22 protein-coding genes and 4 pseudogenes are annotated in these 24353 nt (G+C 58.2%); 14 read left to right on the top strand and 12 right to left on the bottom strand.

The window, feature by feature from the left end:
• Window positions 1–73: 73 nt before the first annotated feature.
• From N2599_RS35915 to N2599_RS35885, 7 genes and pseudogenes are all read left to right on the top strand, one after another.
• Complete coding sequence (locus tag N2599_RS35915; protein ID WP_027511246.1) at window positions 74–1150, top strand: efflux RND transporter periplasmic adaptor subunit; 1077 nt, start codon at window positions 74–76, stop codon at window positions 1148–1150.
• Window positions 1147–2232, top strand: coding sequence for an efflux RND transporter periplasmic adaptor subunit (locus N2599_RS35910; RefSeq protein ID WP_027511247.1), 1086 nt, complete (start codon window positions 1147–1149; stop codon window positions 2230–2232). Before N2599_RS35915 ends, N2599_RS35910 begins: the two co-directional genes overlap by 4 nt.
• Window positions 2229–5300: an efflux RND transporter permease subunit gene (locus N2599_RS35905; RefSeq protein ID WP_027511248.1), complete on the top strand. Its 3072-nt coding sequence runs from the start codon at window positions 2229–2231 to the stop codon at window positions 5298–5300. The genes N2599_RS35910 and N2599_RS35905 overlap by 4 nt, the downstream gene beginning before the upstream one ends.
• Window positions 5301–5415: 115 nt before the next feature.
• Entirely contained in the window at window positions 5416–6033 is a 618-nt protein-coding gene (locus tag N2599_RS35900) for a TetR/AcrR family transcriptional regulator (protein WP_027511249.1), read from the top strand.
• A gap of 6 nt (window positions 6034–6039) precedes the next feature.
• Window positions 6040–7179: an alpha/beta hydrolase gene (locus N2599_RS35895; protein WP_051336655.1), complete on the top strand. Its 1140-nt coding sequence runs from the start codon at window positions 6040–6042 to the stop codon at window positions 7177–7179.
• Window positions 7180–7479: 300 nt separating this feature from the next.
• A pseudogene (locus N2599_RS35890) lies at window positions 7480–7616 on the top strand (transposase); the annotation flags it as partial.
• A 195-nt stretch (window positions 7617–7811) separates the two neighbouring features.
• Window positions 7812–8267, top strand: a complete 456-nt coding sequence (locus N2599_RS35885; RefSeq protein WP_156915304.1) for a hypothetical protein — start codon at window positions 7812–7814, stop codon at window positions 8265–8267.
• A 268-nt stretch (window positions 8268–8535) separates the two neighbouring features.
• Here the strand turns inward: N2599_RS35885 and N2599_RS35880 are convergent, their stop codons facing one another.
• The 8 genes from N2599_RS35880 to N2599_RS35845 are packed head-to-tail and all read right to left on the bottom strand — an operon-like array spanning window position 8536 to window position 14499.
• Entirely contained in the window at window positions 8536–9459 is a 924-nt protein-coding gene (locus N2599_RS35880) for a LysR family transcriptional regulator (RefSeq protein ID WP_027511253.1), read from the bottom strand.
• A 30-nt stretch (window positions 9460–9489) separates the two neighbouring features.
• Complete coding sequence (locus N2599_RS38215; protein WP_510404855.1) at window positions 9490–9846, bottom strand: ABC transporter substrate-binding protein; 357 nt, start codon at window positions 9844–9846, stop codon at window positions 9490–9492.
• Window positions 9842–10417 (bottom strand): ABC transporter substrate-binding protein, encoded by a 576-nt coding sequence (locus tag N2599_RS35870; protein WP_027511254.1) that lies wholly within the window; start codon window positions 10415–10417, stop codon window positions 9842–9844. The genes N2599_RS38215 and N2599_RS35870 overlap by 5 nt, the downstream gene beginning before the upstream one ends.
• 40 nt (window positions 10418–10457) lie before the next feature.
• Window positions 10458–11219 (bottom strand): ABC transporter permease, encoded by a 762-nt coding sequence (locus N2599_RS35865; RefSeq protein WP_027511255.1) that lies wholly within the window; start codon window positions 11217–11219, stop codon window positions 10458–10460.
• A complete protein-coding gene (locus N2599_RS35860) occupies window positions 11216–12022 on the bottom strand; it encodes an ABC transporter permease (RefSeq protein ID WP_051336656.1) in 807 nt (268 codons plus the stop codon). Before N2599_RS35860 ends, N2599_RS35865 begins: the two co-directional genes overlap by 4 nt.
• On the bottom strand, window positions 12019–12831 hold the full coding sequence (locus N2599_RS35855) for an ABC transporter ATP-binding protein (protein ID WP_027511257.1): 813 nt from the start codon (window positions 12829–12831) through the stop codon (window positions 12019–12021). Before N2599_RS35855 ends, N2599_RS35860 begins: the two co-directional genes overlap by 4 nt.
• Before the next feature lie 28 nt (window positions 12832–12859).
• Entirely contained in the window at window positions 12860–13483 is a 624-nt protein-coding gene (locus N2599_RS35850; protein ID WP_051336657.1) for an alpha/beta hydrolase, read from the bottom strand.
• A 2-nt stretch (window positions 13484–13485) separates the two neighbouring features.
• Window positions 13486–14499, bottom strand: coding sequence for a VOC family protein (locus tag N2599_RS35845; protein WP_027511259.1), 1014 nt, complete (start codon window positions 14497–14499; stop codon window positions 13486–13488).
• A 149-nt stretch (window positions 14500–14648) separates the two neighbouring features.
• Here N2599_RS35845 and N2599_RS35840 point away from each other — a divergent pair, with 149 nt between their 5' ends.
• Together N2599_RS35840 and N2599_RS35835 are read left to right on the top strand one after the other, a co-directional pair.
• Window positions 14649–15386, top strand: coding sequence for a GntR family transcriptional regulator (locus N2599_RS35840; RefSeq protein WP_051336660.1), 738 nt, complete (start codon window positions 14649–14651; stop codon window positions 15384–15386).
• A 15-nt stretch (window positions 15387–15401) separates the two neighbouring features.
• Window positions 15402–16258, top strand: a pseudogene (locus tag N2599_RS35835) (fumarylacetoacetate hydrolase family protein).
• 204 nt (window positions 16259–16462) lie between these two features.
• Here the strand turns inward: N2599_RS35835 and N2599_RS35830 are convergent.
• The 4 genes and pseudogenes from N2599_RS35830 to N2599_RS35815 all read right to left on the bottom strand — a co-directional run.
• Window positions 16463–16795, bottom strand: coding sequence for a hypothetical protein (locus N2599_RS35830; protein ID WP_027511260.1), 333 nt, complete (start codon window positions 16793–16795; stop codon window positions 16463–16465).
• 11 nt (window positions 16796–16806) lie between these two features.
• Entirely contained in the window at window positions 16807–17664 is an 858-nt protein-coding gene (locus N2599_RS35825; protein WP_037142517.1) for a dioxygenase family protein, read from the bottom strand.
• Between the two features lie 97 nt (window positions 17665–17761).
• Complete coding sequence (locus N2599_RS35820; protein ID WP_027511262.1) at window positions 17762–18823, bottom strand: maleylacetate reductase; 1062 nt, start codon at window positions 18821–18823, stop codon at window positions 17762–17764.
• Window positions 18824–18869: 46 nt separating this feature from the next.
• A pseudogene (locus N2599_RS35815) lies at window positions 18870–19094 on the bottom strand (tetrahydrofolate dehydrogenase/cyclohydrolase catalytic domain-containing protein); the annotation flags it as partial.
• A 700-nt stretch (window positions 19095–19794) separates the two neighbouring features.
• On the opposite strand from N2599_RS35815, the gene N2599_RS38095 reads away from it, so the two are divergent.
• The 5 genes and pseudogenes from N2599_RS38095 to N2599_RS38090 all read left to right on the top strand — a co-directional run bounded on the left by N2599_RS38095 (window position 19795) and on the right by N2599_RS38090 (window position 24029).
• The gene (locus N2599_RS38095) at window positions 19795–20046 is read left to right on the top strand and encodes a MarR family winged helix-turn-helix transcriptional regulator (RefSeq protein WP_375714163.1); all 252 of its coding nucleotides are present in this window, start codon (window positions 19795–19797) and stop codon (window positions 20044–20046) included.
• A gap of 61 nt (window positions 20047–20107) precedes the next feature.
• A complete protein-coding gene (locus N2599_RS35805; RefSeq protein WP_037142522.1) occupies window positions 20108–21811 on the top strand; it encodes an FAD-dependent oxidoreductase in 1704 nt (567 codons plus the stop codon).
• Between the two features lie 484 nt (window positions 21812–22295).
• Entirely contained in the window at window positions 22296–23243 is a 948-nt protein-coding gene (locus N2599_RS35795) for an SDR family oxidoreductase (protein ID WP_027511264.1), read from the top strand.
• Between the two features lie 226 nt (window positions 23244–23469).
• Window positions 23470–23746 (top strand): annotated as a pseudogene (locus N2599_RS35790) (hypothetical protein); the annotation flags it as partial.
• A 127-nt stretch (window positions 23747–23873) separates the two neighbouring features.
• Window positions 23874–24029, top strand: coding sequence for a RidA family protein (locus N2599_RS38090; protein WP_245209267.1), 156 nt, complete (start codon window positions 23874–23876; stop codon window positions 24027–24029).
• Window positions 24030–24353 lie beyond the last annotated feature (324 nt).

Raw genomic sequence — 24353 nt, 5'->3', positions numbered from 1 at the left:
AATTTCGTCAATCTATTGACTAATGCGTCAGTCAATTATATAGACGCCGCCATGGACAGCAAGAGGTCTTCCAATGAAACGCATTCTTGCCGCGACGGCGCTTTCTAGCGTCGCTGTACTATCATCATGCAGCGAACAACAAGGTCCGCAGGAAACAGCCCCGAGACGAGTAGCGGTTGTTACGGCAACGGAACAGCCGCTGATCCAAGGCGGGACGATCACAGGCGATATCCGCGCGCGGGTGCAAAGCGACCTGTCATTCCGGGTGAGCGGCAAGATCATCGAGCGCCTTGTGGATGTCGGAGCGGCGGTCAAGGCCGGCCAGATCCTCGCCCGCATCGACGCGGAGGAGCAGCGAGCCGATCTCGAAGTCGCTGTGGCGAATTTGGAAGCAGCCGAGGCGCAACAGACCCAGGCGCAACTCGCCTTCGATCGCCAGCAGAATCTGTTTCGGACGCAGGTTACAACTCGCGCCGCGCTTGACCAGGCCCAGGAGGCTCTGCTTACGGCACAGGGGAGTGCAAAGTCGGCGCAGGCACAGCTGGAAACCGCCCGGGACGCGCTCTCCTTCACCGAGCTCCGCGCTGACGCCGATGGCGTGATTACCGCCCGCAATGCCGAGGTCGGTCAAGTAGCTCAAGCCGCGCAGGTCGTCTTCACACTTGCCCATGACGGCCCCCGCGACGCCGTCTTCGAGGTCGTCGAGACGCTCTTTTTAGGGCGGGAGGTAGAGCCATCGGTGACCGTCAAACTGTTATCGGACCTATCGCGTCAAATCGATGCCAAAGTGCGGGAGGTTTCTCCGACAATTGACCCCTCCACCGGGACGATCAAGGTCAAGCTTAGCTTGAACGGCAACACGTCGATGCCACTCGGAGCTCCTGTTGCCGGATCTTTTCGGTACAAGCCACTCAGCATGATCCAGCTTCCATGGTCTGCGATGGCCTCCAAAGGCGGCATGCCTGCGGTCTGGGTGGTGGACCCCCGATCCGCCAAGACTGCGCTGCGAGCAATCGAGATCGAAGGGTATCAGACCAACAACTTCACTATCAAAGCGGGCGTGTCGGCCGGCGACATCGTCGTCTCGGACGGCACAAAGTTCCTCAGGCCGAACGAGATCGTTTCGTATGACGGGGGAGCTGTAAAATGAGCACTCGCATTAAGTTGGTCGCCCTGCTGCTCGCTACAACGGTCCTCGCGTCGTGCCAAAAACAGGAGGAAGTGGCGCAGGACGTTCCTCGTCCGGTGCTTTCCATCGCTGCCAAGCAGACGCCCGTCGCCTCGCTTCGGCTGACGGGAACAGTCGAGCCAAGAATAGAGACCGAGCTTGGCTTTCGGGTGCTCGGAAGAGTTATCGCCCGGAATGTCGGCGTCGGAGATCTCGTGAAGAAAGGCGATATCGTCGCAGCGATTGATCCATTGGCACTTGAGCTTGCGGTTCGCAGCGCGCAATCGGACCTTTCGAATGCGCAGGCTCAACTCCGCAACGCCACCACCACCGAGCAACGCCAAAGGGCCCTCGCTCAAGCTCGCTCCGGTACCGAAGCTGCGCTGGAAGAGGCGGAACAGGGGCGACGCAGTGCAGCGGCAAGCGTTGCGAAAGCACAGGCCAATCTCAATAAGGCTGAAGAGCAGTTTGGCTACGCACAGTTGCATGCCGAATTCGATGGCGTGGTCACCGCCACATCAGCGGAAGTCGGTCAGGTCGTATCTGCTGGGCAGGTCGTCGTTACGATCGCCCGACCGGACGAGCGCGACGCCGTCGTCGATGTTCCTCAAGGCGCGGCGGAGCGTTTGAAGGCGGGAGAGCCGTTCGAGATTACCCTGCAACTCGACCCGACCATTCGTACAAGCGGCGTCATACGGGAGATCGCCCCAGAGGCCGAAACGGCGACACGCACACGCAGGACAAAGATCAGCCTCGTTGATCCCCCGGCGGCATTCCGATTGGGCTCGATCATCACAGCCGCTGCAACCATCTCAAACGAACCGCAGGTCCTTTTGCCGGCTTCCGCGGTGCTGCAGAAGGAAGGATCGATGAGCGTCTGGCTTGTCGATGCGGCCGATAAGAAGGTCACGCTTCGGGAGGTAAAGATCGACGGCCAGATCATCGCCGGTGAGATGGTTCGGGTAGTGCAAGGCGTTGCACCAGGCGATCGCATCGTCGTCGCCGGTGTCCACAAATTGAAAGATGGCCAGACCATCAGAATTGACCAGGAGATCAGCGAGTGAAGAAGTTCAACCTTTCCGACTGGGCGCTCGAGCATCGTTCGCTCGTCTGGTACTTCATGCTGGTCTTCGTTCTTGCCGGAACATTCTCCTACCTCAATCTTGGACGTGAGGAAGACCCGAACTTCACCATCAAGACGATGGTGATCAACGCACGGTGGCCAGGTGCGTCAGCGGAAGAAGTAGCTCGCCAGGTCACAGACAGGATCGAGAAGAAGCTCGAGGAGCTCGACAGCCTCGATTATGTCCGGAGCCAAACCGTCGCCGGCCAGACGACCATATTCGTCGAACTGCTCCCCACAACCAAGGCGCGGGACGTCGAACCCATATGGGTCCGAGTCCGCAACATGATTGGCGATATAAAAGGTGAATTCCCAAGCGGAGTGGTCGGGCCGTTCTTTAATGACCGCTTCGGCGACGTCTTCGGAAACATCTACGCCTTCACCAGCGATGGTTTGACACAAAGGCAGCTCCGCGACCTAGTCGAAGATGCTCGCGCTAAGGTGCTAACCGTCGAGAATGTCGGCAAGGTTGACGTGATCGGGGCACAGGACGAGGCCGTCTATCTCGAGTTTTCGACGCGTCAGATCGCGGCGCTTGGGATCGACCGTCAATCCATCATTGAGACGCTTCAGGCACAGAACGCGGTAACGCAATCTGGCTTCGTCAATGCCGGGCCGGAACGTGTCGCTCTGCGGGTGGGAGGGCAGTTCACGTCCGAGGAGAGCCTGAGGTCGATAAATCTGCGTGTCAACGACCGTTTCTTCCCGCTGACCGATGTTGCCACGATCAGGCGCGGATACGTGGATCCTCCGTCATCGCTGTTCCGGTTCAACGGCCAGCCGGCGATCGGCCTGGCCATCGGGATGAAGGCCGGGGCCAATCTTCTTGAGTTCGGCGAAGCGCTTGATGCCCAGATGCAGCGGATTGTTGCCGACCTGCCTATCGGGGCGGACGTGCACCGCGTGTCAGACCAGCCGGCGGTCGTTGAAGAGGCTGTTTCAGGGTTCACGACCGCGCTGTTCGAGGCAATCGCCATCGTCCTCGTCATCAGCTTCATCAGTCTCGGACTTCGGGCTGGCATGGTGGTCGCGATCTCCATCCCGCTCGTGCTCGCCATCACTTTCGTCTACATGGAATATTCCGGTATCTCGCTGCAGCGTATTTCGCTCGGTGCGCTGATCATCGCCCTTGGCCTTCTCGTCGACGATGCCATGATTGCGGTGGAGATGATGGTTGCGCGGCTCGAGGCCGGTGACGACCTGAGAAAAGCGGCGACCCATGTTTACACCTCGACTGCCTTTCCAATGCTGACAGGTACCCTGGTGACCGTCGCCGGTTTTATTCCCGTGGGTCTGAATAACAGCGCAGCAGGCGAGTTCACCTTCACGCTGTTCGTCGTCATCGCCGTCTCGCTTATTGTATCCTGGATAGTCGCAGTCCTTTTTACGCCTCTTCTGGGCGTGGCGATCCTACCCAAAACCATGAAATCACACCACGAGAAGAAGGGGCGTTTCGCCTCAGCCTTCTCCTGGCTACTTGGTCTGGCTATGCGGTGGCGATGGGCCACGATCGTACTCACCATTACCGTGTTTGCGGTCTCCATCGGCGGCCTCGGATTGGTGCAACAGCAGTTCTTCCCAGCATCCGACCGTGTGGAGTTGATCGTCGACTGGAACCTTCCGCAGAACAGCTCGATCGCCGAGACCAACAGACAGATTACAAAGTTCGAACAGGAGATGCTGGCGAAAAACCAGGACATCGAGCACTGGACGAGCTATATCGGTGAAGGAGCACCCCGCTTCATCCTGTCCTTCGACGTTCAGACGCCTGACATCACCTTCGGTCAGACGGTCATCGTCACGAAAGGCCTGGACGTCCGTGACAAAGTGCAGGCAGAACTACAGGACTACCTGACGAAAACTTTCCCTGGGACAGATGCCTTCGTGAAGCTGCTGGACATTGGCCCGCCGGTCGGAAAGCCTGTGCAGTATCGCATCAGCGGTCCGGATATCCAGAAGCTCCGCGAGTTATCGCAGCAGTTCGCATCGATCGTCGGCGGCCATCCGCTGCTTTCCAACCTGATCTTCGACTGGAACGAGCCGTCGAGAGTGGTCAAGGTCGATGTCCTCCAGGACAAGGCGCGCCAACTTGGTGTTTCATCCGAGGATATCGCAACAGTGCTGAATAGCATCGTCGAAGGATCCTCTACCACGCAAGTGCGCGACAACATCTATCTGATCGACGTGATCGGGCGGGCGGCAGCATCCGAACGAGGTTCGATCGAAACGCTGCAGAACCTGCAGTTGCCGGGATCGAATGGAAAATCCGTGCCGCTGTCGGCTGTCGCCAACTTCCGCTATGAACTCGAACAGCCGACCATCTGGCGCCGCGACCGGATCCCGACCATCACCGTCAAAGCGGCGGTCGTCGGTCCGACCCAACCCGCTACGGTCGTTGAGCAGCTGCGGCCGCAGGTGGAGGCGTTCCAGAAGGGCCTCCCCGTCGGCTATAGTGTGGAGATCGGTGGATCCGTGGAATCGAGCGCAGACGCCCAGGGGCCGATCGTCGCGGTTGCTCCGCTGATGCTATTCGTCATGGCGACGATCCTCATGATCCAGCTGCAGAGTTTTAGCAGGCTATTCCTGGTGTTTGCAGTCGCCCCGACGGCGCTCATCGGCGTGGTCGCTGCCCTGCTCCTCAGCAATGCGCCGATGGGCTTCGTTGCGATCCTCGGCATTCTTGCCCTGATCGGCATCCTGATCCGAAACTCGGTCATCCTGGTTGTCCAGATCGAGAACCTCCGAAAAGAAGGTGTACCGGCATGGCGGGCCGTCATCGAAGCGACCGAGCATCGCATGCGGCCGATCATGCTGACCGCCGCCGCCGCTACTCTGGCTCTGATCCCGATTTCCAGGGAGATCTTTTGGGGACCGATGGCCTACGCCATGATGGGGGGCATCGTCGTCGGAACCGCACTCACTCTCCTGTTCCTGCCCGCGCTCTACGTCGTTTGGTTCCGCATCGCCCAGGATGAAGGCGCTCAGGCCGACAGCACCGTAGAGGCATGAGGTCGACCTTCGGGGCCCATCTCATTCGATGGCCACGATGGCGGTCGCAACGCGCGTTCATATCAAAGGTGCTATTGGCGCGTGCAACGCCATGCGAGGCAGGAGCAGAAGCGACATGGTGATTGATGGAATAGGTAGGCCAAAACGCCCGAGAGCCAACGCCGAGATGATCATCGAAGCCTCGGAGCATCACTTTCGGCAGCGCGGCTTTGACAAGACGACCGTCGCGGATATCGCCAAGGGCCTCGGAATGTCACCGGCGAATATCTACCGTTTCTTCCATTCAAAGGAAGAGCTGCGGCGGGCGGTTTTCGGCCGCACCCTCGATACCGCCTACTCCAGAGCGCTCTCAATCTCTAAGTTGCCGATCGGCGCGGCCTCTCGGATCAAGAGATACCTTAAGCTGCAGCACGCGATGAGCATCAATGTCATCGCCTATCATAGGACCGTGCACGAGCTCATCCTTCTGAGCTTCAACCGCGACCGTGATCTCGTCGACGGTCACATCGCACGCGTCAGTGACGTGCTGGCAGCCGTCATCGCAGACGGTATCGATAGGGGCGAGTTTGCACCCCAAGATCTCAGCCGATTGCCCACGATCTTCATCATGGCGACAATAAAAATTTGGCATCCGTTGCTGCTTTCGACCTGCCGGAACGATCGTCCTGATGAGCTTTTGGACATCCTGTGCAATGCCCTGAAACAGCCAATTCCTTTGGCCCCTCTGAAGTGAGCTTTCATGACAGAACCTTCTTCAAAAGAGACTTCGAGCGTGACGTCTCAAGTTATGATTGCTGTCGGCATGCTGTTTCTGGCGGGTTGCACCACGAGGCCTTCTCCAGATGTCCTGCATCCGGTTCAGCTGAACCAAGCCATTTCCCAGCCCGTGAAAATTCTGGTTGCAACGAACAGAACCCGGGACGCCACGCGGGGCGGATTCGGCGGAACGTGGTCCGGGGAACTGGCATACGAGCAGTATGAGTTTTCGGTGCCTCCCGACAGGAAAAACGCCACGATTATTTACCCAACGTCGATCCCAAACGGCGAGCGACAATTTATAGTCATCGGGCGCAAGCAACTGCCGAAGAAAGCGTTTGTGCAAGAGACGATACGCTCGTCGAAATTTGACGGCACCGTCGGGATATTTGTGCATGGTTACAACTACAGCTATCAGGAGGCGCTGTTCAGGACGGCGCAGCTAGCCGCAGACGCAAAAGTGCCGGGCACTCTTGTCCTATTCTCCTGGCCCTCGGCAGCAGCTGTCGCCGGATATATCGCCGATCGGGACGCGTCCTTGTACTCGCGCAGCGATCTCGACTTTTTGGTAAAGTCACTTTCGGAGTCGGAAAGGGTGAAACGTATCATCCTCTTCGGACACAGCATGGGCGGGTTCCTGATCATGGAGGCAGTACGCCAGCTTAAACTGCAGCACCGCGAAGATGTGATCGACAGGCTTGTGGTGATCTTAGGCGCGCCGGACATCGATGTGGATGTATTCCGATCGCAGCTAAAGGATATCGGCAAAATGGCCACGCCAATAACGCTTCTTGTCTCCAAGGATGACCGGGCACTCACAGCCTCGAGCCTTATAGCAGGGGAGCGGCCACGTGTTGGCCGCTTGAATATCGACGATCCCATCATCAAAGAGGCCGCTGCCAAAGAGAGGCTGCGGGTGATCGACATCACCTCCACCCATGGATCTGACGGATTGGGGCACGATCGGTACGCGTCGCTTGCCAAATTCGGCGCACAGCTTGCCACGTTTGAAAGCAGCAGGCGGTCGACCGTCGGCGACGTTGGTGCTTTTGTCTTGGATGCGGCCGGCACTGTGGTGGCAAGCCCATTCCACTTGGCTGGACATATAGTGGGCACACGGTGAAGCCGCCCGTGCGCCAAGCCCGCTGCACCGGTTAGCTGAGGGCCGAGGCCTCCGGTGTTCAAATCCTGGGCGCATTCGTCAAGCACCACGAACAGTCGCTGGCGCGACCCCAGAGGTGCGGACTGCCGAAACCACGACGTAGCTTCAACCAGTTCCGCGAACGCGCCCAAGGTGGAACGGCTAGACGAACAGATTTTAAGGGCGTTTACCAGCTTTGTGTCAGGAACAAATCGAAGGCCCTGAATAAGCCCCTAGATTTGTAGACGCCTTCTTCCCTAAATTTGAGGTAAGGAGGCCTTCATGGGCAAAGGCAATTTCAGCGACGATTTCAAGCGTGATGCGGTGCGTCAGATCACGGAACGGGTTATTCGGTTGCGGAGGTTTCGCAACGGCTCGGCGTGTGCCAGCATTCGCTCTACGAGTGGAAGAAGAAGTTCGCCACGACAAACACCAAGGCCAGTTACGAGTCCGAAGAGATCAAGCCGCCGGCTTGAGCAGTCGCTGGTCGTCGTGCCGGCCTTTGCGGACTGAGTATCTTCGCTGATCAGGATCGCCACCATCATATCGGCTCTTTGCCGCGTAGCTGCGGGCGCCATTACGAGCAGCCGCGTGACGCGCCGGCCGAGATCGGCGTGCAGATCCGGCGCCGCTGCCGCGTCTCGGCCATAGGCGTCATTGACCCTGGCATTTATGCCGACCAGATGATGTCAGGCATCATCTTCGGATTTTCAACTGCAATGGGTCAGGCCACCACCCTCAAAGACGGGCGCGTCGTGCAGGCCAACTTCGACGAATTCGATGCCGCGCGAATGGCGCAATGCCCCGAAATCGAGCATCCTGGAACATTCGACTCGGATCGGCGGTGCAGGAGAGTGCTGAGTCCCGCCATCGATTCCCGCATTGGCGAACGCGATCCATGCCGCCACGGGAAAGCGGTTGCGCAAGGCGCCATTCAGTCTCGAATTTTAGCTTTGCATGACGGTGCAGGCGCTGGCACGAATCGCCATCTAGAGAGACCTCAAGACATCAGTGCTGACAGGCTGGCAAAGGCGATTGCCGCATCGACCGGTGCGCTGACCTCGACCTAGATCGCCTGCCCATTCGGCTAACGGATGATCTGCTCGAGCAGGACCTTATCCACTCCCTGTGCTCGTATCGTCCGGAAGAACAAGTTACGGGACAATCATCACTCCTTGCCATGACCCGGCATCTGATGGAAATCTCCCGAACCTGATCCGGTCGAAAACCTCTCGCTCTTAATGCGTGAAAACTGCCTCTTCAAACGAAGACATTGTCGATCATTGCTGCGGGGCTTGAAGTGTTTTGCTTGCTGCCACTCGGGCCCGCGGAATCCACCTAGCCGGAGCGGCCGAATCCTACTTCACGCTGGTACACATCCTTAAGTATGGAAACGAACGTGCGCGTCAGCCGCGTGTGAGGGCCGATCCGGATGGTGCCGATCGACCGCCGCTCCTGCTTCAATGGAAACCGGATTCTGACGAGCTTCCCGTTCGCGAGTTCGGGGCTAACGTGATGCGTCTGAAACGCGGACAGAAAGCGGGAGTTCTGTGTAATAGCCCGCCGTAATGGGATCATGTCGACCTCTATTGCTATATCCGGCCCAGGGATACCGGATTCTTCAAATACTGCTGCAATCAAGCGAGTGATGGAAACATCAGTCGGGCCAAGAGTCCATCTTGCGGAGGCTAGATCCTCGACGGACGGTGCTGGATTCTCGGCAAGGGGATGCAATGGGCTCGCAAAGATCGCGACTTCCTCATCCGCGAGCACATCCTGAACCAGCCCTTCCGCCTCTGTGCCCATCAACGTGTAGTAGAGCACGATATCAAGAGCGTCCTGCTGTAAAGCCTGCAGCATCTCGGTCGCCGATCCGAACCGTAGTTCTACGCGGAATTCCGGATGCTTCTCGACCAAGCTCACGATGCTGTCGCAGAAAGCCATAAGGGGATGGACCATGACAACACCCACTCTCAGGAGTTGGGCGGACGCATCTTGATGGGTCTTGATGAATGTCTCTGCTCGTCCAACCTGTCGCTTGATGTCATTCGCGTGCGCGAACACCAGTTCGCCGAAGGCCGTGAGTTCAATCCCCTTGGGACTTCTCGTCACCAGTGTACCGCCGAGCCTCGCTTCGAGATGCTGCAGTGTCCTGGTCAGGGAGGATTGCGAGACATTGAGAGCATGGGCAGCACGGTTGATGCTGCCCAGCTCTACAATCGAATGGAAGGTCATGAGGCCGTTAAGAGTCACCCAATGCATGTGCCTTGCCTAGCTCCCAACAGCACTTTCTTATTTCACTATTAATGATGCAGCATCCACATCGCCATCGATGAACTTATTCCTTTTCATGATGTCGTTCCAGGCCTTGACCTGGGCCTCGGTGACGTCGATCGAATAGTTGGAGAACGGGACGTTCTTCATCCCTTCCGGCGGCAGTTTTAGGTACTTTGCAGCAATTTCGCGGGATTTTTCCGAATTGCTTTTGATGAAGTTGTTCGCTTCGTTAAGCGCTTCTTTGAAGTCCGCTACGGCCTTCGGGTTCTTAGCGATCCAGTCCTCTGTCGTCGTGTAGACGTTGGAAAGGAGACCGTCTGGGAAGTCGCCGACGTACCAGCGATAAGCCTTGCCAACACCCGCTTCTTCAATACGTGAGATGAAGGGCTGACCGATAGTCGACGCATCGATCTGGCCGTTTGCGCATCACGTCTCCGACCTGCGGGAAACCGACTTCAACGTAGGTCACCTTCTCCGGGTCGACCTTATTGTCTGCCAGCCACTGGCGGAAGAGCACGTTAAAGTAACTTCCGAGTGCGCCAGATGCGACACGCTTCCCAACGAAATCGGCAGGGGAATTAATGTTCACGCCGTTGCGCACGACGATGGCGCCGTTCGGATTGGCGTTGGTGACAAACGTGCCCCCAGAGATGATCTTTATCGGGAAGCCGCCCGTCCTGGACTGAATGAGGATGGGAGCGGCAACGGCGCCTACCTGAAGGCTGTCCGCGAGGAGCGCAGGCGGCATGGACTGGCTGTTCGGCATCTGAGTGATCGTCACGTCCAGGCCGCGCTTCTCGAAAAAGCCTAGGTCCTTTGCGACGAAGGCGCCTAGGCAATCGATGACCGGTGTAAAGCCGACGTTGATCTTCACCGGGGATTGCGAGAATGCCGGTGTCGCCAAGCCTAGGGCAAATGCAACTGCGAGAACTGTCTTCCTCATCTTTCTTTCCTCCTCAAAGATGTTTGCAATGCCAGGCTGATCAGGTTTTCCGCCACTTCAGGAGATGTTTCTCCAACTGGGCGACGAGCATGGCGGACAGGTAGCCGAGCAGACCGAGTAGCATTACACCTGCGAACAGGTCCGGCGCCTTGAACAGTCGTGCCGACGATAGGATGAACTGGCCGAGACCTTCGCGGCCAGAGAGCATTTCGCCAACGACCGACAGGATCAGTGCGTAGGTGAGGCTGATGCGTGCGCCCGCAATGATGTCAGGAAGGGCATTCGGCAGCGCGATCTTCCAGATGAAGCCCGCACGGCTGAGCTTCAGGATTCGCGCAACCTCGGTCAGACGGGGCTCGATGGAAGAGAACCCATGAATCGTTGCGAGCAGCGTCGGCCACAGCGCAGCGAAGCCAATCACCGTGAGAACCATGGTCTCTGTAAGACCCAGGATCGGAATCATGACCGGAATGACAGCGGATGCGGGCATCGGCCGGAGGTATTCCAGCATGGGCTCGAGGTAGGACCGCGCAGCCCTCGAGATGCCTATGATCGAGCCGAGCACGACCCCGAGGAGTGATGCTAGCCCCCAGCCGTAGATCATCCGCTCGACCGTGCTCATCATTCGGTCCAGCAGCAGGCCGTTTGAGAAGCCGTTGATGAGCGAATTCATGGCCCGCTGGGGGCTGGGCAGATAGATCGGGGAGATCAGGCCGAGGTTGGCCTGGATCTGCCATATCGCCACTACGAGCGCCGCGAAGACGAAGCCGCCGATGCGCCAGATGAGTCGGTTATCGGTCATTTCGCTGCTCCGATCGAGGCGGCAGGACCGAAGAAGCGGTGCTGTGCGTACACGAGGATCGCATTCAGCGACCAGCCAATTAAGCCGATCCAAACAAGATATGCGAGCGTCAGCTGGGGACGGAGTGACTGGCTCGCCGACATCATCTCGAAGCCCATACCCAACGGATTGGCGGTGACTTCGCAGGTGACGGCGACAACGAGCGCCAAGCCTGCTGCCAGGCGGAAGGCGACGAATATGCGCGGCAGCGCCGCCGGGAGAATGATCTTGAACGTCCGGTCAATCAGACCGAGCTGGAGGACTTTCGCGACCTCCATGAGACGCGGCTCGACGCCCATGACCGCTGTGCGCGTCAGGATGAAGATCGTCCAGGTGCAACTGAACGCCACGCAGGCGCTCTCCAGCCTGTAGCCGAAGCCGAAGATGAGGATCATCACCGGGATCAGCGCGGACGACGGGATTGGCCGAAGCGCTTCCGTGGTGACATCCAGCACGTAGTCCAGTCGCCAGAAGAGGCCCCGGAACACTCCCATGACGAGACCTATGACCCCAGCGATGGCAAGACCCAGCATGGCTGCCGAGAGTGTCTGGCCGGTCGCCTGCAGGATCTCTCCGCTCGCAAGGCCGCGCACTAGAGCAACGGCGACTCCGCCCGGAGCAGCAAGACTGTCACTCTGGAAGCCGCCCACCCGGAACGCTAGCTCCCACGCCGCCACGAGGATCACTGGAATAACCAGTCCACGAGGGAAGGTGAAGCGAGGCGCGGCGGCCTCATCTTCTATTGTCACGGTGAGCTGGCTCATGCCTCGGCCTCCTGGATGAAGTCGAACAGCTTTCGGCGCAGACGCAGGAATTCGGCGTCCTCGCGCGAGGTGAGCTGGTTGCGCGGCCGTGCAAGGGAGACACCAGTTTCGATCCCGACGCGGCCGGGGTTCGGCCGCAGGCCGATGACGCGGTCGCCGAGATAGACGGCCTCTTCGAGATCGTGCGTGACGAAGAAGACCGTCGTACCGGTGCTTGCAACGAGTTCAAGGATTTCGTCCTGCAGTGCCTGCCTCGTCATCGCGTCGAGCGCGCCGAAAGGCTCATCCATAAGCATGACGGCCGGAGACTGCGCAAGGCAACGTGCGATCTGAAGCCTCTGCTGCATGCCACCTGACAGTTCGGACGGGTACTTCGCCCCCTGCTCCCCGAGGCCCACCTTCGCGAGCAAGTCCTCTATGATGGTCTTCCGTCGCTCCCTGGGGGTGCCGTTCGCTTCAAGTGCGAGCTCGACATTTCCGTACGCGGTGCGCCAAGGAAGCAGCGCCTTACCATAGTCCTGGAAAACGACGGCGACATCCTGGCGCGGTTCCAGGACCGCCTTGCCGTCGATCTTGACCGATCCGCTGGTGGGCTGGATAAGGCCTGCCACAGCGCGGAGCAAGGTCGTCTTGCCGCATCCAGAACCACCGACGATGCAGAGGAACTCGCCCTTTGCGATTTCGAGATTGATTCCTGTGAGGATCGGGCGGCGTCCGAGGCTGATGTGCACGTCTGACAGGGATATCAGCGTCTTCGCACCATCGGGCTTGTTCCGGCTACCGGGTAAATCGAGCATTTGCGCTTGCATTGCACCTCCCACTAGCCGACAAAGTCGACTAAATCATCTTTAGCCATCCCTGGATGGCGGCTTCGTCTCCCGTCACGAGCCTGTGGCCAGCGGCGGCGATCATCGTAAGATCGACACGAGCCCCGGCCGCCCTGAGAGCGTCAGTGAGCCTGAGGATTTCGTCGGGCTTCACCGTTTCGTCTGACATTCCCCCGACCACCAGCTTCGTGCCGCCGATCGAAGCGGGCGTCGCGTTCCTGAATGGAATCGCAGGACGCAGCAGCACGGCCGCGCTCAGAGGCGGATCGCCTCGATACAGTGCCGCCGTGATGATGTTCGCGCCATTCGACAGTCCAAGAGCGACTGGAGGCCGCACACGATGGGTCGAAATGAACTGGCGCAGAAACTCGTTCAGGTCATCCGCTCTCGTCGCGAGGTCGGCTTCGTCGAACCGGCCGGCTCCAAGCCGCTTGAAAAAACGAAGCTTGCTATCCTCAACGACTTGACCTCTGAGACCGACGACCGCTGTCCCAGGTGCCACGGTGTTCGCAAGCGGCACGAGTTCACCCTCGTCGCCGCCGGTCTTGTGGAAGACCACGATCGGACGACTGTCCCTCTCCAGCGTCCCGAAGGTATGATATTCGAATCCCTGCAACGTCAGGCGCTCGGTCATGATCACTCCGCGACCTTGAGCGGGCGGTTCGCGAGAAAGTCCTCGAGGCTACGGAGCTTCGCCGCCGTGCCCTTGCCCTCGATTTCGACGCCCTCGAACTTGGACGCCTCGTACAACCAGCTCTTCGGTGCAGGATATTCCCAGGAATGCCGGTTGCCGCGATGCCACCGCATGGGGACATCTTCCGCGTCCCCCATCTGGATCGGCGGAGACATGATCTCCACCCGGTGACCATCGGGATCCCGGAAATAGACATAGAGCGCATGGCCCTCGCCATGCCTTGCCGGTCCACGCTCAAGGTTCGACGCATAGCCCAGCGAGCCACCGGTATCCAGTGCGCGGAAGAGGAACGTCGAGTCCGCAACGATGTAGGCGAAGTGGTGGAGAACCGGACCCGGCCGGGTCAGAAATACGATGTCGTGGGGATTGTTCTTCCGGTACATGAAGATGCCGAGCGGTTTTTCGTCATGCTCGCCGTCGACGAAGTAGTCGGAAATCCGGAAGCCGAGGTCCGTATAGAACTCGCTCGCCTTGGCGACGTCGGGCGCAAGCAGTTGAACGTGATCGTAGCGGAGTGCCGCCCCTCCCTTCTGGACATGGAACTGGTCATGCAGCCGATGCTGTGCGGGCATGGTCGCGCAGAACTCAAGCGGCACGCCCATGCTGTCCGGCACGTGCAGGGTCCGGCCCTGATGGGGAACATCGACGAAAGCGGGATTGCGGCCTGATCCTGAGAAGTGGTCGAACGCCCGATCGAGTTCGGCCTCGCTATCGACTCGAAATCCGAGCCTGAGACATGACGGCTGGTCCTTCTTCTGGACCAGGGTCAGGCTATGGTGAGCACTTTCCTCGACACCACGAAGGTAGGCGACATCATCGCCTTGGGCCGAAACGACGAGCCCGATCACCTCAGTATAGAAGGCAATGCTAGCCTTCAGGTCCGAAACAGCCAGCGATATGTGGCTCGCTCGTCGAATTGAGAATGCAGGCGACCTGTTGGTAGTCGGTACGGTCATTGACAAGGACCCTCTCATTAGCAGCTTATCTATATCGATATTCTTGCCTTCTGCAAGAGATATCGATAAAAGTGATTTTGTCGATGTTTTCTTGACAGCGCCGAAAATCTGGTTGAAATGACGCGAGCAATTATCGGGAAGGAATATCCGTGGCAGGGACTTCGAAAACACCGAAGGAGAAAAACTCCTCGGTCTCTCAGACTACGACCGTCCTTGAGCAGATCCGCAGCGACATCCTTCACGGCGCGCTGGAACCCGGTTTGAAGCTGAAAATAGAACTGCTGACTGAGAAATATGCGACGGGCGCCAGTCCGTTGCGCGAAGCGCTCTCGATCCTCTCGACCACAGGTCTCGTTGAGCGCATGGAGAACCGCGGTTTTCGTGTCGGCGTTGTCAGCGCCGAGCACTACGCCGAGATCCTTTGGACCCGCTGCTTCGTCGAGGAACGCGCGATCCGCGAAGCTGTCCTGCATGGAGGCGTGGAATGGGAAGAGAAAGTTGTATTGGCGCAGTACCATCTCCAGCGCGAGTCCGACCGGCTCGACGCGGACGATGACGACGCATTGAAGCAGTGGGAGCGCGCTCACGAGGAGTTTCATTCAGTCCTCATCTCTGCATGCCCTTCGAAGTCACTGCTCCGCTTCTGCGAGCAGCTCTACAACGAGAGCAACCGGTACCGCTACATCGCCCGCCTTGGACGCGGCTCGCGCTCGGGCGCGGTGGAGGAGCACAAGCGGATCGCGGACGCCGCGCTCAAGCGTGACGGCGATCTCGCCGGAAGCCTTCTCGTAGAACACTATCGGCACACGGGCGACCTTTTGAAGGCGAACCTCGAAGGATTCGATCCTCATGCAGGAATGAGACCAGCACTCAAGATCACCGAATAGAGATAGGGATGGAAAATGCGCATTTGCCGTTTTGACGACAATCGGGTTGGCGTTGTGGAGGGTGATGAGATCGTCGACGTCTCCGCGATCGTAGACCGGCTCCCGCCTGTGAAATGGCCCTACCCTCGTGGCGACGCATTCATCGCTAACCTCCCGGATCTGGTTCCGGAGATGCGCAATCTCGCCGCCGACGGCCGCCGCGTTAAGCTGGCGGACGTGAAGCTCCTCAGCCCAGTCGCGCAGCCCGGCAAGATCGTAGCCGCGCCCGTCAACTATAAGCTTCACCTTGAGGAGTCGCGTGCCGACCAGGGCATCCACTTCGGTTCGCACGTCAAGACGATCGAGGAATGCGGCGTCTTCCTCAAGGCAACCAGCTCCATGATCGGCGCCGCGGAAGCCGTCGTATCCGACCGTTCCGACCGCCGCACCGATCACGAGATCGAACTGTGCTTCGTCATCGGAACGAGGGGCCGGCATGTTCGCGAGGAGGACGCCCTCGACTACGTGGCAGGATTCATGATCGGCCTGGACATGACGATCCGCGGTCCCGAGGAGCGTAGCTATCGCAAGTCGCGTGACACGTTCACGGTCTTCGGTCCTTGGCTCGTGACCGCTGACGAATTCGGCGATCCCTCCGATGTCGACTTCGAACTCAAGATTGGGGGTGAGCGCGCCAGAAGGCCAACACCCGCGATCTGATCTTCGACTGCAGGAAGCTGATCGCTTACGCATCCGAAGCGTATACGCTCGAGCCTGGCGACGTGTTCATGACGGGCACGCCAGAGGGCGTTGCACCCGTAGAACCGGGTGACATCCTCAATTGCCGGATCGACGGCATCGGTGAAATGAACGTCGCCGTGCGGGCGGCCTGATATGCTCGCTTTGAAGGATGCTCGGGAAATCGCGTCCGCAGCTGCGACGCACGGTCTACGACAGGCGCGATTTACGCCTGACATAAACCGCCCCTTGCGCTTGAAAGAGCGATAGACAGGCCCGCGCGCCGATGCCTCGCAAAAGATCCAGAACATCGTACGGCTGATAAAGCCTGCAGTGCCGCCGCCTCGGCTCTATTCACATTATTTTAATGCTATGTAGGTCGTTGGATCAAGAAGAACCATCCGAACGGCGACATGCGTTCCTGCAGCTTCGCCGACCAATCGCTGAATCTCCTCTGCGAGGTCTTCGAGTCTTTTGCGAGTGCGCTCTGGTTTAGGCAGAATAGCAAGCTCAACATTCACGCTCGGGAGACCGGCCATAGCATACACCGGCATGATTGCGAATTGGCAAGCGGTCATTTCCACCTGCAACCTCGCGCAGAGCACGTTACCCAACGCCGCCAGAGTTGCTTGGATATCGAGACGGACTTGCTCAGGCAGGCTATGATCCAGGTAAATCTTCACATTCGGCATCGGAATGTCTCCTATATGGGGTTGAGGACGAAATTGAACGGTGAACGCCATTCGGTTTCTCCGTCCACGACACGTTCATATGGCGCTATCAAGGTCTCTTTGACGCCAAACACCGCATCAGATGAAAGGTAGACGTCGTCTCCAACGAAGGTATGGGTTACGACCTTCTGGAAGCCTGTCGCAATGACGATATAATGCATATGCGCCGGCCTGTAGGGATGCCGGCCGAGATGGTTCAACATCTGGCCGACCGGGCCGTCGTCTGGAATAGGATACGATACGGGCTTGATCCCGATGAAACTGTAACGGCCATCGGCGCCGGTCACAAAAATACCGCGGTTGTTCCACTGGGGCTGAAGCGCAGGTTGCTGCACATCGTAATAACCATCAGCGTTATCCGACCAGACATCGATACTTGCACCTTGGACCGGATGACCATCCAGATCGGCAACTATTCCCTCGAAAAGACAGCTTTCGCCCTTGCCGTCTAGCGTAATGCAATCCCCCATCTTGCGATGAGGCGCTCCAGCCACATGGAACGGCCCAAGCACGGTATTTTCCGTGGCGCCTGACTGCCTGCGGTTGTTGATGGCATCCACCAGCATAGAGACCCCAAGAGTGTCAGATAGGAGAATGAACTCCTGCCGTTCTTCTGAACAAATCCTACCGGTTTCGGTGAGAAACCGGATCGCAGCTTCCCATTCCTGCTGCGAAATACGGGCCTCTTTAATGAAAGCGTGAAGATGTTTCACAAGCGAGCTCATAATCTCTCTCAGACGAGGGTCGATGTCAGCGGCCATCCGCTCGTTCACTCCCTCGACCGAGGCGCCTTCCGTGAAATAACCTATCAATGCTGTTCCTCCCGTCATTGAAAGACTTCGTCTGATTCCGGCCTCGAGTTGCGTTGTCTGCACAGCGGCTGAGCCCAACTCTACGCATGATGCCATCGCCCAAGGGGCTCCTTCGCTACGAACTGGGCCTTTCTCCTTTCCATGCCTTCTGAAGCAAGTCCCGGATTGCAGCGGGCTCCAGCGGGCGCGGATTCCAGTAGGGATTGCTCATGGCCATTTCCGCTGCTGTATCAAGATCTTGAGCGGTCACTCCTAAATCGCGGAGCCTCATCGGCGCGCCAATACCAAGCGCGAAATCATAAAGACCCGTACCAGCACGTCGCGCTCCGAGTATTTCCGCCACGGGTGCGAGCAGGTCCGGAACCGCTGCTTCTGTGTAGGCTATCGTGTGCGGGAGAAGAATGGCGTGAGTTTCCGCATGCGGCAGATCAAAGCTTCCCCCCAGCGTGTGACAGAGCTTATGATGCAGAGCCATTCCGACCGTGCCCAGAATGGCACCACAAAGCCAAGAACCGTAGAGCGCGTGTGCGCGGGCAGCGGTATCCTGCGGATTCGCGACTATTGCCGGAAGGGCTTTGTGGAGAGCCCCTATCCCCTCCAATGCCATAATCGAGGCTATTGGATTACGATCCTGAGCATAGAGACCCTCCACTGCATGCGCCATGGCATTGAGGCCGCTCGTGACACTCATTGCAATGGGCAGGTTGTAGGTTAGTTCGGGATCGTAGATGACTGTTTCAGGAAGTATTGAAGGGGCTCGAACCGTCGTTTTAATGCCATTTTCGGTCTGCCCGAGGATCGGTGTAACCTCCGAGCCTGCATAGGTCGTCGCGACGACAAGCTGTGGCGCATCGTTCCTATAGGCGATGGCCTTGCCCAGGCCGATCGTCGATCCTCCACCGAAAGAGACGATGCAATCCGCCTCAAGCTTGTCGTAAACTGAAATGGCCTCCATCGTCACTTCGACGGGAGTATGCATCGTTGCCCGCGTGAACACTCCGGCTGCAAGGGCTCCAAGCTTTTGAGCGAGCGCCTCAGCATCATTGCGCTGAAAAGGGGTCGACAGGATGAGCGCGCGGCTCGCGCCAAGCCGACGTATCTCATCAGCCAACTTGGAAATCGTTCTGCAACCGAAGATAACGCGCGCCGTATTACCGATGTATAGAAATTCACGCATGGCTCTCTCTCATGAGGACGGTCTGGGTGAGCTCATTTTGGTCTTCAAGCTCTTCCTGCGTCGTCTCTTCACCTAGGTTATGCTGGATCGAATTGAACCCGCACTGGTTGGCCATCTTGCTCGTGTGGTCCACATAGGCGTGGCTCGCCGGAGCGTCGCCGACGATGGCAACCACGAGCCCCGGCTGGACGCCCGTTTCCCTCTCAAGAGATCCGTTCGTCTCGGTTACTGCTGCAATCACGGATGCTGCCGCCTCTTTGTCATCGATCACTTCGGGCGGGATGAGCGGGGCGGTGAGACCTGTTCGGGCGCGATAATGCGGCGCCACCGTGTCATTGAAGAAATGGTCGACCAGATCATTGTTCTTTTCATCGACCATATTCTGCAGCGATTTGCCGCCGTTCGCCTTTACCATTGTATGCTTATCCTCCTCAGAATGTTAACATTCGTCCCGCACCATCCCTGGCGCAGGAGTTAAATCCCGACCGCCGTGCGCAAGACAGGCAGCGGCTCAGGTGCGCTCATGAAACTCAGAAAGCAGGCGGCAACTGACGGACGAACCACAGGCCGCGCCGGCCCCTATCGGCGACAGCCCTTTCCAAGCGCATTCTCCTCCTGCGGCAACGAACTTGCCGATCTACTTTAGTTCGGATACCTGACCATACAACTGAGCCGTCAACACTGTCAATCACATTGACTCAGGGGCTGGAATTGCGCTGGAGACGTTTTATCTTCGCGGCGCATCATCGAGGATACCGAGCATGATTTTACGAAACGCATGGCGGCGGAACAACATCGGGCGTCGGATGAATGAGGCTGTCAGACTGTTCGAGGGCCGTATCATCGACAACTTGAGATCAAACGGTCACAGCGAACTTACCGCGGCTCATATAAATCTGACCCGTAATCTCGATGAGGACGGAACCCGCCTGACCGAATTGGCCCGGCGCGCCTCGCTAACGAAGCAGTCGATGAGCGAGCTGGTGGACCAGGTAGAGCAAACCGGGCTGATCGAAAAGCGTCGCGATCCGTCGGACGGCCGAGCTAAGCTTGTGTGCTTCACCGAAAAGGGACTGGAATGGCTCGAGGCTTTCCAGGAGAGCCTGGAAGTCGCTGAGAAAGAAATGCGCGACGAGCTTGGCTCGGCGATGGTGGATCTGATGATCGAGGTTCTCGGCAAATATGTTGAGAATCAGACAGTGGACATGAAGAGCCGCCAATAGATTGACATTAGTCCGGTTACCTTACTATATTTCTGCGATTGCGGAAAATGGGAGGTACGCCGTGACCGAGGAAGCTTATGATGTCGCTATTGCAGGCGGCGGCCCATTCGGCCTGATGCTCGCAAATGAGCTCGGGCGCCGAGGGATTTCGGCTGTCATATTCGATGAGAAGCCTTCGACTGCGGTCAATCCACAGGCAAACGCGACTCAGGCCAGAACGATGGAGCATTATCGGCGGCTAGGCTTTGCAGAGGAAATACGTGCTCTGGGTCTGCCAGGCGACTTTCCCACCGATATCGCTTATTTCACCCGATATTGCCGGCATGAACTTGCCCGTTTCCGGTTGCCCTCGGCAAAGGAAGCTCGCGAAAAGGTGACTACTTTGTCGGGGTCCTGGAGTGCGGCCGAGCTGCCACACCGCGTCTCGCAAAAGTTCGTCGAGCAGGTTCTCCGCCGCCATGCCGAAGCGTTGGACGCCATATCGGTGAACTATGGCTGGCGTATTTCCGGATTCGACGACAATGGAGAGGGCGTTGTTGTCAAGGCGACGCGGACCGGAGATGGGGCCACACGTTCCGTCCGCTGCAACTACCTGATCGGGGGAGATGGGGCAAAAAGTTTCGTACGCAAAACCCTCGGCATCCGTTACGAAGGGGATGGCGGCGCCGTAAGAGACTTCTTTGGCGGCCGCATGTTTGCGCTCTATCTGCGATGCCCGCAGTTTTATGACGTTGTGCCGTTTCCTCCGGCTTGGATGAATGTCACCTTCAACTGCGATAGACGCGCCTTCATGGCGGCTGTGGACGGCAAGGGCGAGTTTGCGTTCCACACGCAACTACGGGACGGAGAAAAGGACGAGGACATTTCCGACGAGCAGGCACTCGCCATGTTCCAGTCGGCCGTCGGCTACCCCGTTCAGGCCGAAATCCTCTCTCGCGGAACGTGGATGGCTGGTTATGCGCTTGTGGCTGAGCGCTATCAGGTCGGGCGCGTCCTACTCGGAGGCGACGCTGTTCACCTTTTCACACCTGCAGGTGGTCTGGGCTACAACACGGCCATCGATGATGCCGTCAATCTTGGTTGGAAACTCGCCGCGGTGATCAAGGGAAAGGCGCCGCCCTCGCTGCTTGCGACCTACGAGATCGAGAGACGTCCCGTGGCTGTTCGCAATACCGGCTTCGCCAAGCAATTCGCCGAGTCAATCGGGAGCTATACCCCGACGACCGCACTGGAAGACGACTCTGAGACGGGAACGGCGCTGCGCAAGGAAGCGGGCGGATACCTTGAAGCGCACGGGCGCGCGGAATTCAACATACCTGGCATTACTTTCGGCGCGCGCTACGATCACTCGCCAGTAATCTGCTCCGAGCCGCTCGCTCCGAATGCGGACCTTCCGAATGTCTACAATCCCACTGCCGCCCCAGGTGGACGCGCTCCACATCTTTGGTTGGATAACCGAGTCTCGCTGTACGATCGTTTTGGCTTTGAGTGGACGCTACTGCGACTTCAACCGTTTTCAAATCGTGGCGGGAAATTCATCGAAGCAGCTGCAAATGCGGGTATGGATCTGACGGTCCTCGATATCGATTCGAACGATATTCTCGGTCTTTACCATCAACCCCTCATTCTCATCCGCCCTGATCAAGTCGTTGCTTGGCGCGGAAATGATGACATTGATGCGGCACACATAATTGATATTGTGACAGGGCGTCTGGATGCCAGAGAAGATGGTAAAGCCAACCAACAAGCCGAGATAACCTTGTGAAGGGGCTGCTCCTTTGCCGATCAGGGGGCACAGGAGAGCATGAGTTCCAGTATAGTCAGACGCACCCGTTTGCCACGTCGCCGTCTCTTCGCGCTTCCGCCTGCAAGGCGGCGATCCCCAGCGGTTTTGCAGCAAAGTCGGCAGCGTTGATACTCAACCTGCGTGCCTAGCCCGGCTTATTCATGAGGGTGCGGGTAACGGTCGGGTTCTGGAGCCGAGCGGCCCTGGCGGCGTGAACAGGACGGGCGCTGCCGCGGCGCCTGCTGCATCGCGGACGATCGTGAGGTTTGCGAGGTTGGTGGACTGAGCTCCGGGGTTCGGCGGCACGGCCGCGCCTACTATGTCGGAGCGGGCCTAAGCGCGCTTGCGATGGTCCTGAAGAGGGCGGCGTCGGGATAGGCGGATGCGAAGGCGATGCGGATCCGCCACATCACCATTTACTCATGCCAGCAAAAGTTCAGGTTCATTGTGAAAGGAAGGTTGAATGACCGATGCAAGAAAAAGAGACTGCTGGACAGCAGCCAACATCCCCTCTCAGCGCGGGCGCGTGATCGTTATCACCGGCACCGCTGGGCTAGGCTATGAATGTGCCTTAGCACTGGCGCGTGCTGGTGCGGAGATCATCTTTGCCGGGCGCGATAGAGTCAGGGGCGAGACTTCCATCGGGCTTATCCGCGAAAAAATCCCAGGGGCGATCCTTCACTTTGAACAGCTTGACCTTGCGGAACTCAGTTCTGTTGAGGCTTGCGGGGAACAGCTGCGGGCGCGATGTGAACGGATAGATGTCCTCATCAACAACGCTGCAGTGATAATGTCGCCGCGCCGCCAAGTGACGAAGGATGGTTTCGAGCTGCAATTCGGAACGAATTATCTCGGGCATTTTGCGCTGACAGCAAATCTGATGCCGCTTTTGCGCAAAGGGGATGATTCGCGCGTTGTTAACGTCTGTGCGCTCGCGGCTAACCGCGGGAAGATCAACTTTGACGACTTGCAGTCCGAACGGGAATACAAGCCAATGGCTGCATATGGGCAGTCGAAACTGGCGAACCTCATCTTTTCGATCGAGCTTCATCGCCGCAGCATGGCAGAACAATGGGGTATCCAGAGCATTGCCGCCCATCCGGGCTTGGCGCGCTCGGACCTGTCGGCGCGGGGAATCAACAGATCAGAAGAAAACAAGGTGCCCCTCCTGTTTCGCTTGCTGGGGTCACTTGTCCTCCATTCAGGCGAACAAGGCGCTTTGCCGCTGCTTTTTGCGGCGACGGCACCGGAGGCGAAGAGCGGAATGTACTACGGTCCAGGTGGTCTTGGAGAAACAAAGGGTTTTCCTGCATCTGCTAAGGTTCCGCGTAGCGCACGAACAGAGAGCATTGCGACGCGGCTCTGGGACGTGTCGGAGCAGCTAACCCATACCCGCTGTGATGCGTTATAGCTCCGAAGCGGAAGCGGGTGGACTTTCTACCATGGAATTATCGCTTTTTAGATGTAGCGGTCAGCCGGAACTGCAATAAAGAGGCGCTTTTTTCTGCTTCGTTGCAGGACTGGGTTCGCCCCCCCTTTTCTACTTCAAAGCAAACGCTTACACCACTCCCGCCGACCCTTCAGTCCTGCTCCGGTGAATAAGCCGGGCTAGCCATTCATTGTATTTGCCATGAGTCGATGAGGTGGCCCGTCCGAAGCACCAGCGTGGCGTCTCCTCTGAAAACGGAGTCTACTTCCTCGGCCTTCCCTGGCTTTCCGGCCGAGGCTCTAGCTTCATCCGGGAACTGGCATGATGCCAAGGTTGTGGCCGGCCATATCCTCATCAAGGAGAATATCCGGCCTACGCTCCACGGGGGCTGCTCGCCGCCGATTACCCCTGCCCCTGAACCGTCATCCTGCATTGCTTGCCTTATCCGATGGAGAAGAGAAACGAGAAGATGGAGCAGAAGCTAGGCAACGATCTTAGTCAGGCCGTCGTTGCGCGCGGCAGGATGATTTTCCTTCGCGGAAGTGCCCTCAGGATTTCGGCGCCGCAAAAGAACATCGGCAGCCACATACCGTCGAGGAACCCGGCGGCAAAGTGGAGCACGTCACCAAACTCGTTGTCTACCTGACCGACGTGCGCACCCGGGAGGCGGTCGACCGTGCAATGATCGCCGCCTTCGAGACTGTCGCCAGGCCCGCTGGGGGACCGAATGATCGCAGCGATGACGGCACCGGTACGCAACGGTGGTGAAGTCGGCCCGATTCATTCGGCAGGCCTCCTCATTATGGACAGCCGGAGCTGGCCCTATCCCTAACTGCGATTGGCTAGACGACGATTAACCCCGTAGCCGCTGTCGCGCACGCGCCTGGGAAATCTCAACCGCAGGCAAGCGACTATGCCACCCGTGCGTTCAATCCGTCTACGGCACCTTCCTACGGCCTTCTCATCGACGTCTGAACGATGATATTCCTGCTCCGGTCAGACGCCCTTTCTATGGCCCGCCTTGATGAGATACGAACCAATGGCACCGCCATTCGTCGCAAGGAACGCAACATTCAATCATGGAAGAATCGT

The organism is Rhizobium sullae (genome assembly GCF_025200715.1).
In the GTDB taxonomy this organism is placed as follows: domain Bacteria; phylum Pseudomonadota; class Alphaproteobacteria; order Rhizobiales; family Rhizobiaceae; genus Rhizobium; species Rhizobium sullae.
This window is presented reverse-complemented; position numbering and strand designations above follow the sequence as displayed.

Excerpts from the sequence above, each read along its gene's own strand:
- N2599_RS38095 (WP_375714163.1), top strand. The coding sequence starts at position 19,795 with ATGAGCGAGCTGGTGGACCAGGTAGAGCAAACCGGGCTGATCGAAAAG.
- N2599_RS35845 (WP_027511259.1), bottom strand. The coding sequence starts at position 14,499 with ATGACCGTACCGACTACCAACAGGTCGCCTGCATTCTCAATTCGACGA.
- N2599_RS35850 (WP_051336657.1), bottom strand. The coding sequence starts at position 13,483 with ATGACCGAGCGCCTGACGTTGCAGGGATTCGAATATCATACCTTCGGG.
- N2599_RS35895 (WP_051336655.1), top strand. The coding sequence starts at position 6,040 with ATGACAGAACCTTCTTCAAAAGAGACTTCGAGCGTGACGTCTCAAGTT.
- N2599_RS35855 (WP_027511257.1), bottom strand. The coding sequence starts at position 12,831 with ATGCAAGCGCAAATGCTCGATTTACCCGGTAGCCGGAACAAGCCCGAT.
- N2599_RS35900 (WP_027511249.1), top strand. The coding sequence starts at position 5,416 with ATGGTGATTGATGGAATAGGTAGGCCAAAACGCCCGAGAGCCAACGCC.
- N2599_RS35820 (WP_027511262.1), bottom strand. The coding sequence starts at position 18,823 with ATGCGTGAATTTCTATACATCGGTAATACGGCGCGCGTTATCTTCGGT.
- N2599_RS35880 (WP_027511253.1), bottom strand. The coding sequence starts at position 9,459 with ATGCATTGGGTGACTCTTAACGGCCTCATGACCTTCCATTCGATTGTA.
- N2599_RS35830 (WP_027511260.1), bottom strand. The coding sequence starts at position 16,795 with ATGCCGAATGTGAAGATTTACCTGGATCATAGCCTGCCTGAGCAAGTC.
- N2599_RS35825 (WP_037142517.1), bottom strand. The coding sequence starts at position 17,664 with ATGACGGGAGGAACAGCATTGATAGGTTATTTCACGGAAGGCGCCTCG.
- N2599_RS35870 (WP_027511254.1), bottom strand. The coding sequence starts at position 10,417 with ATGAGGAAGACAGTTCTCGCAGTTGCATTTGCCCTAGGCTTGGCGACA.
- N2599_RS35865 (WP_027511255.1), bottom strand. The coding sequence starts at position 11,219 with ATGACCGATAACCGACTCATCTGGCGCATCGGCGGCTTCGTCTTCGCG.
- N2599_RS35910 (WP_027511247.1), top strand. The coding sequence starts at position 1,147 with ATGAGCACTCGCATTAAGTTGGTCGCCCTGCTGCTCGCTACAACGGTC.
- N2599_RS35915 (WP_027511246.1), top strand. The coding sequence starts at position 74 with ATGAAACGCATTCTTGCCGCGACGGCGCTTTCTAGCGTCGCTGTACTA.
- N2599_RS35860 (WP_051336656.1), bottom strand. The coding sequence starts at position 12,022 with ATGAGCCAGCTCACCGTGACAATAGAAGATGAGGCCGCCGCGCCTCGC.
- N2599_RS35795 (WP_027511264.1), top strand. The coding sequence starts at position 22,296 with ATGACCGATGCAAGAAAAAGAGACTGCTGGACAGCAGCCAACATCCCC.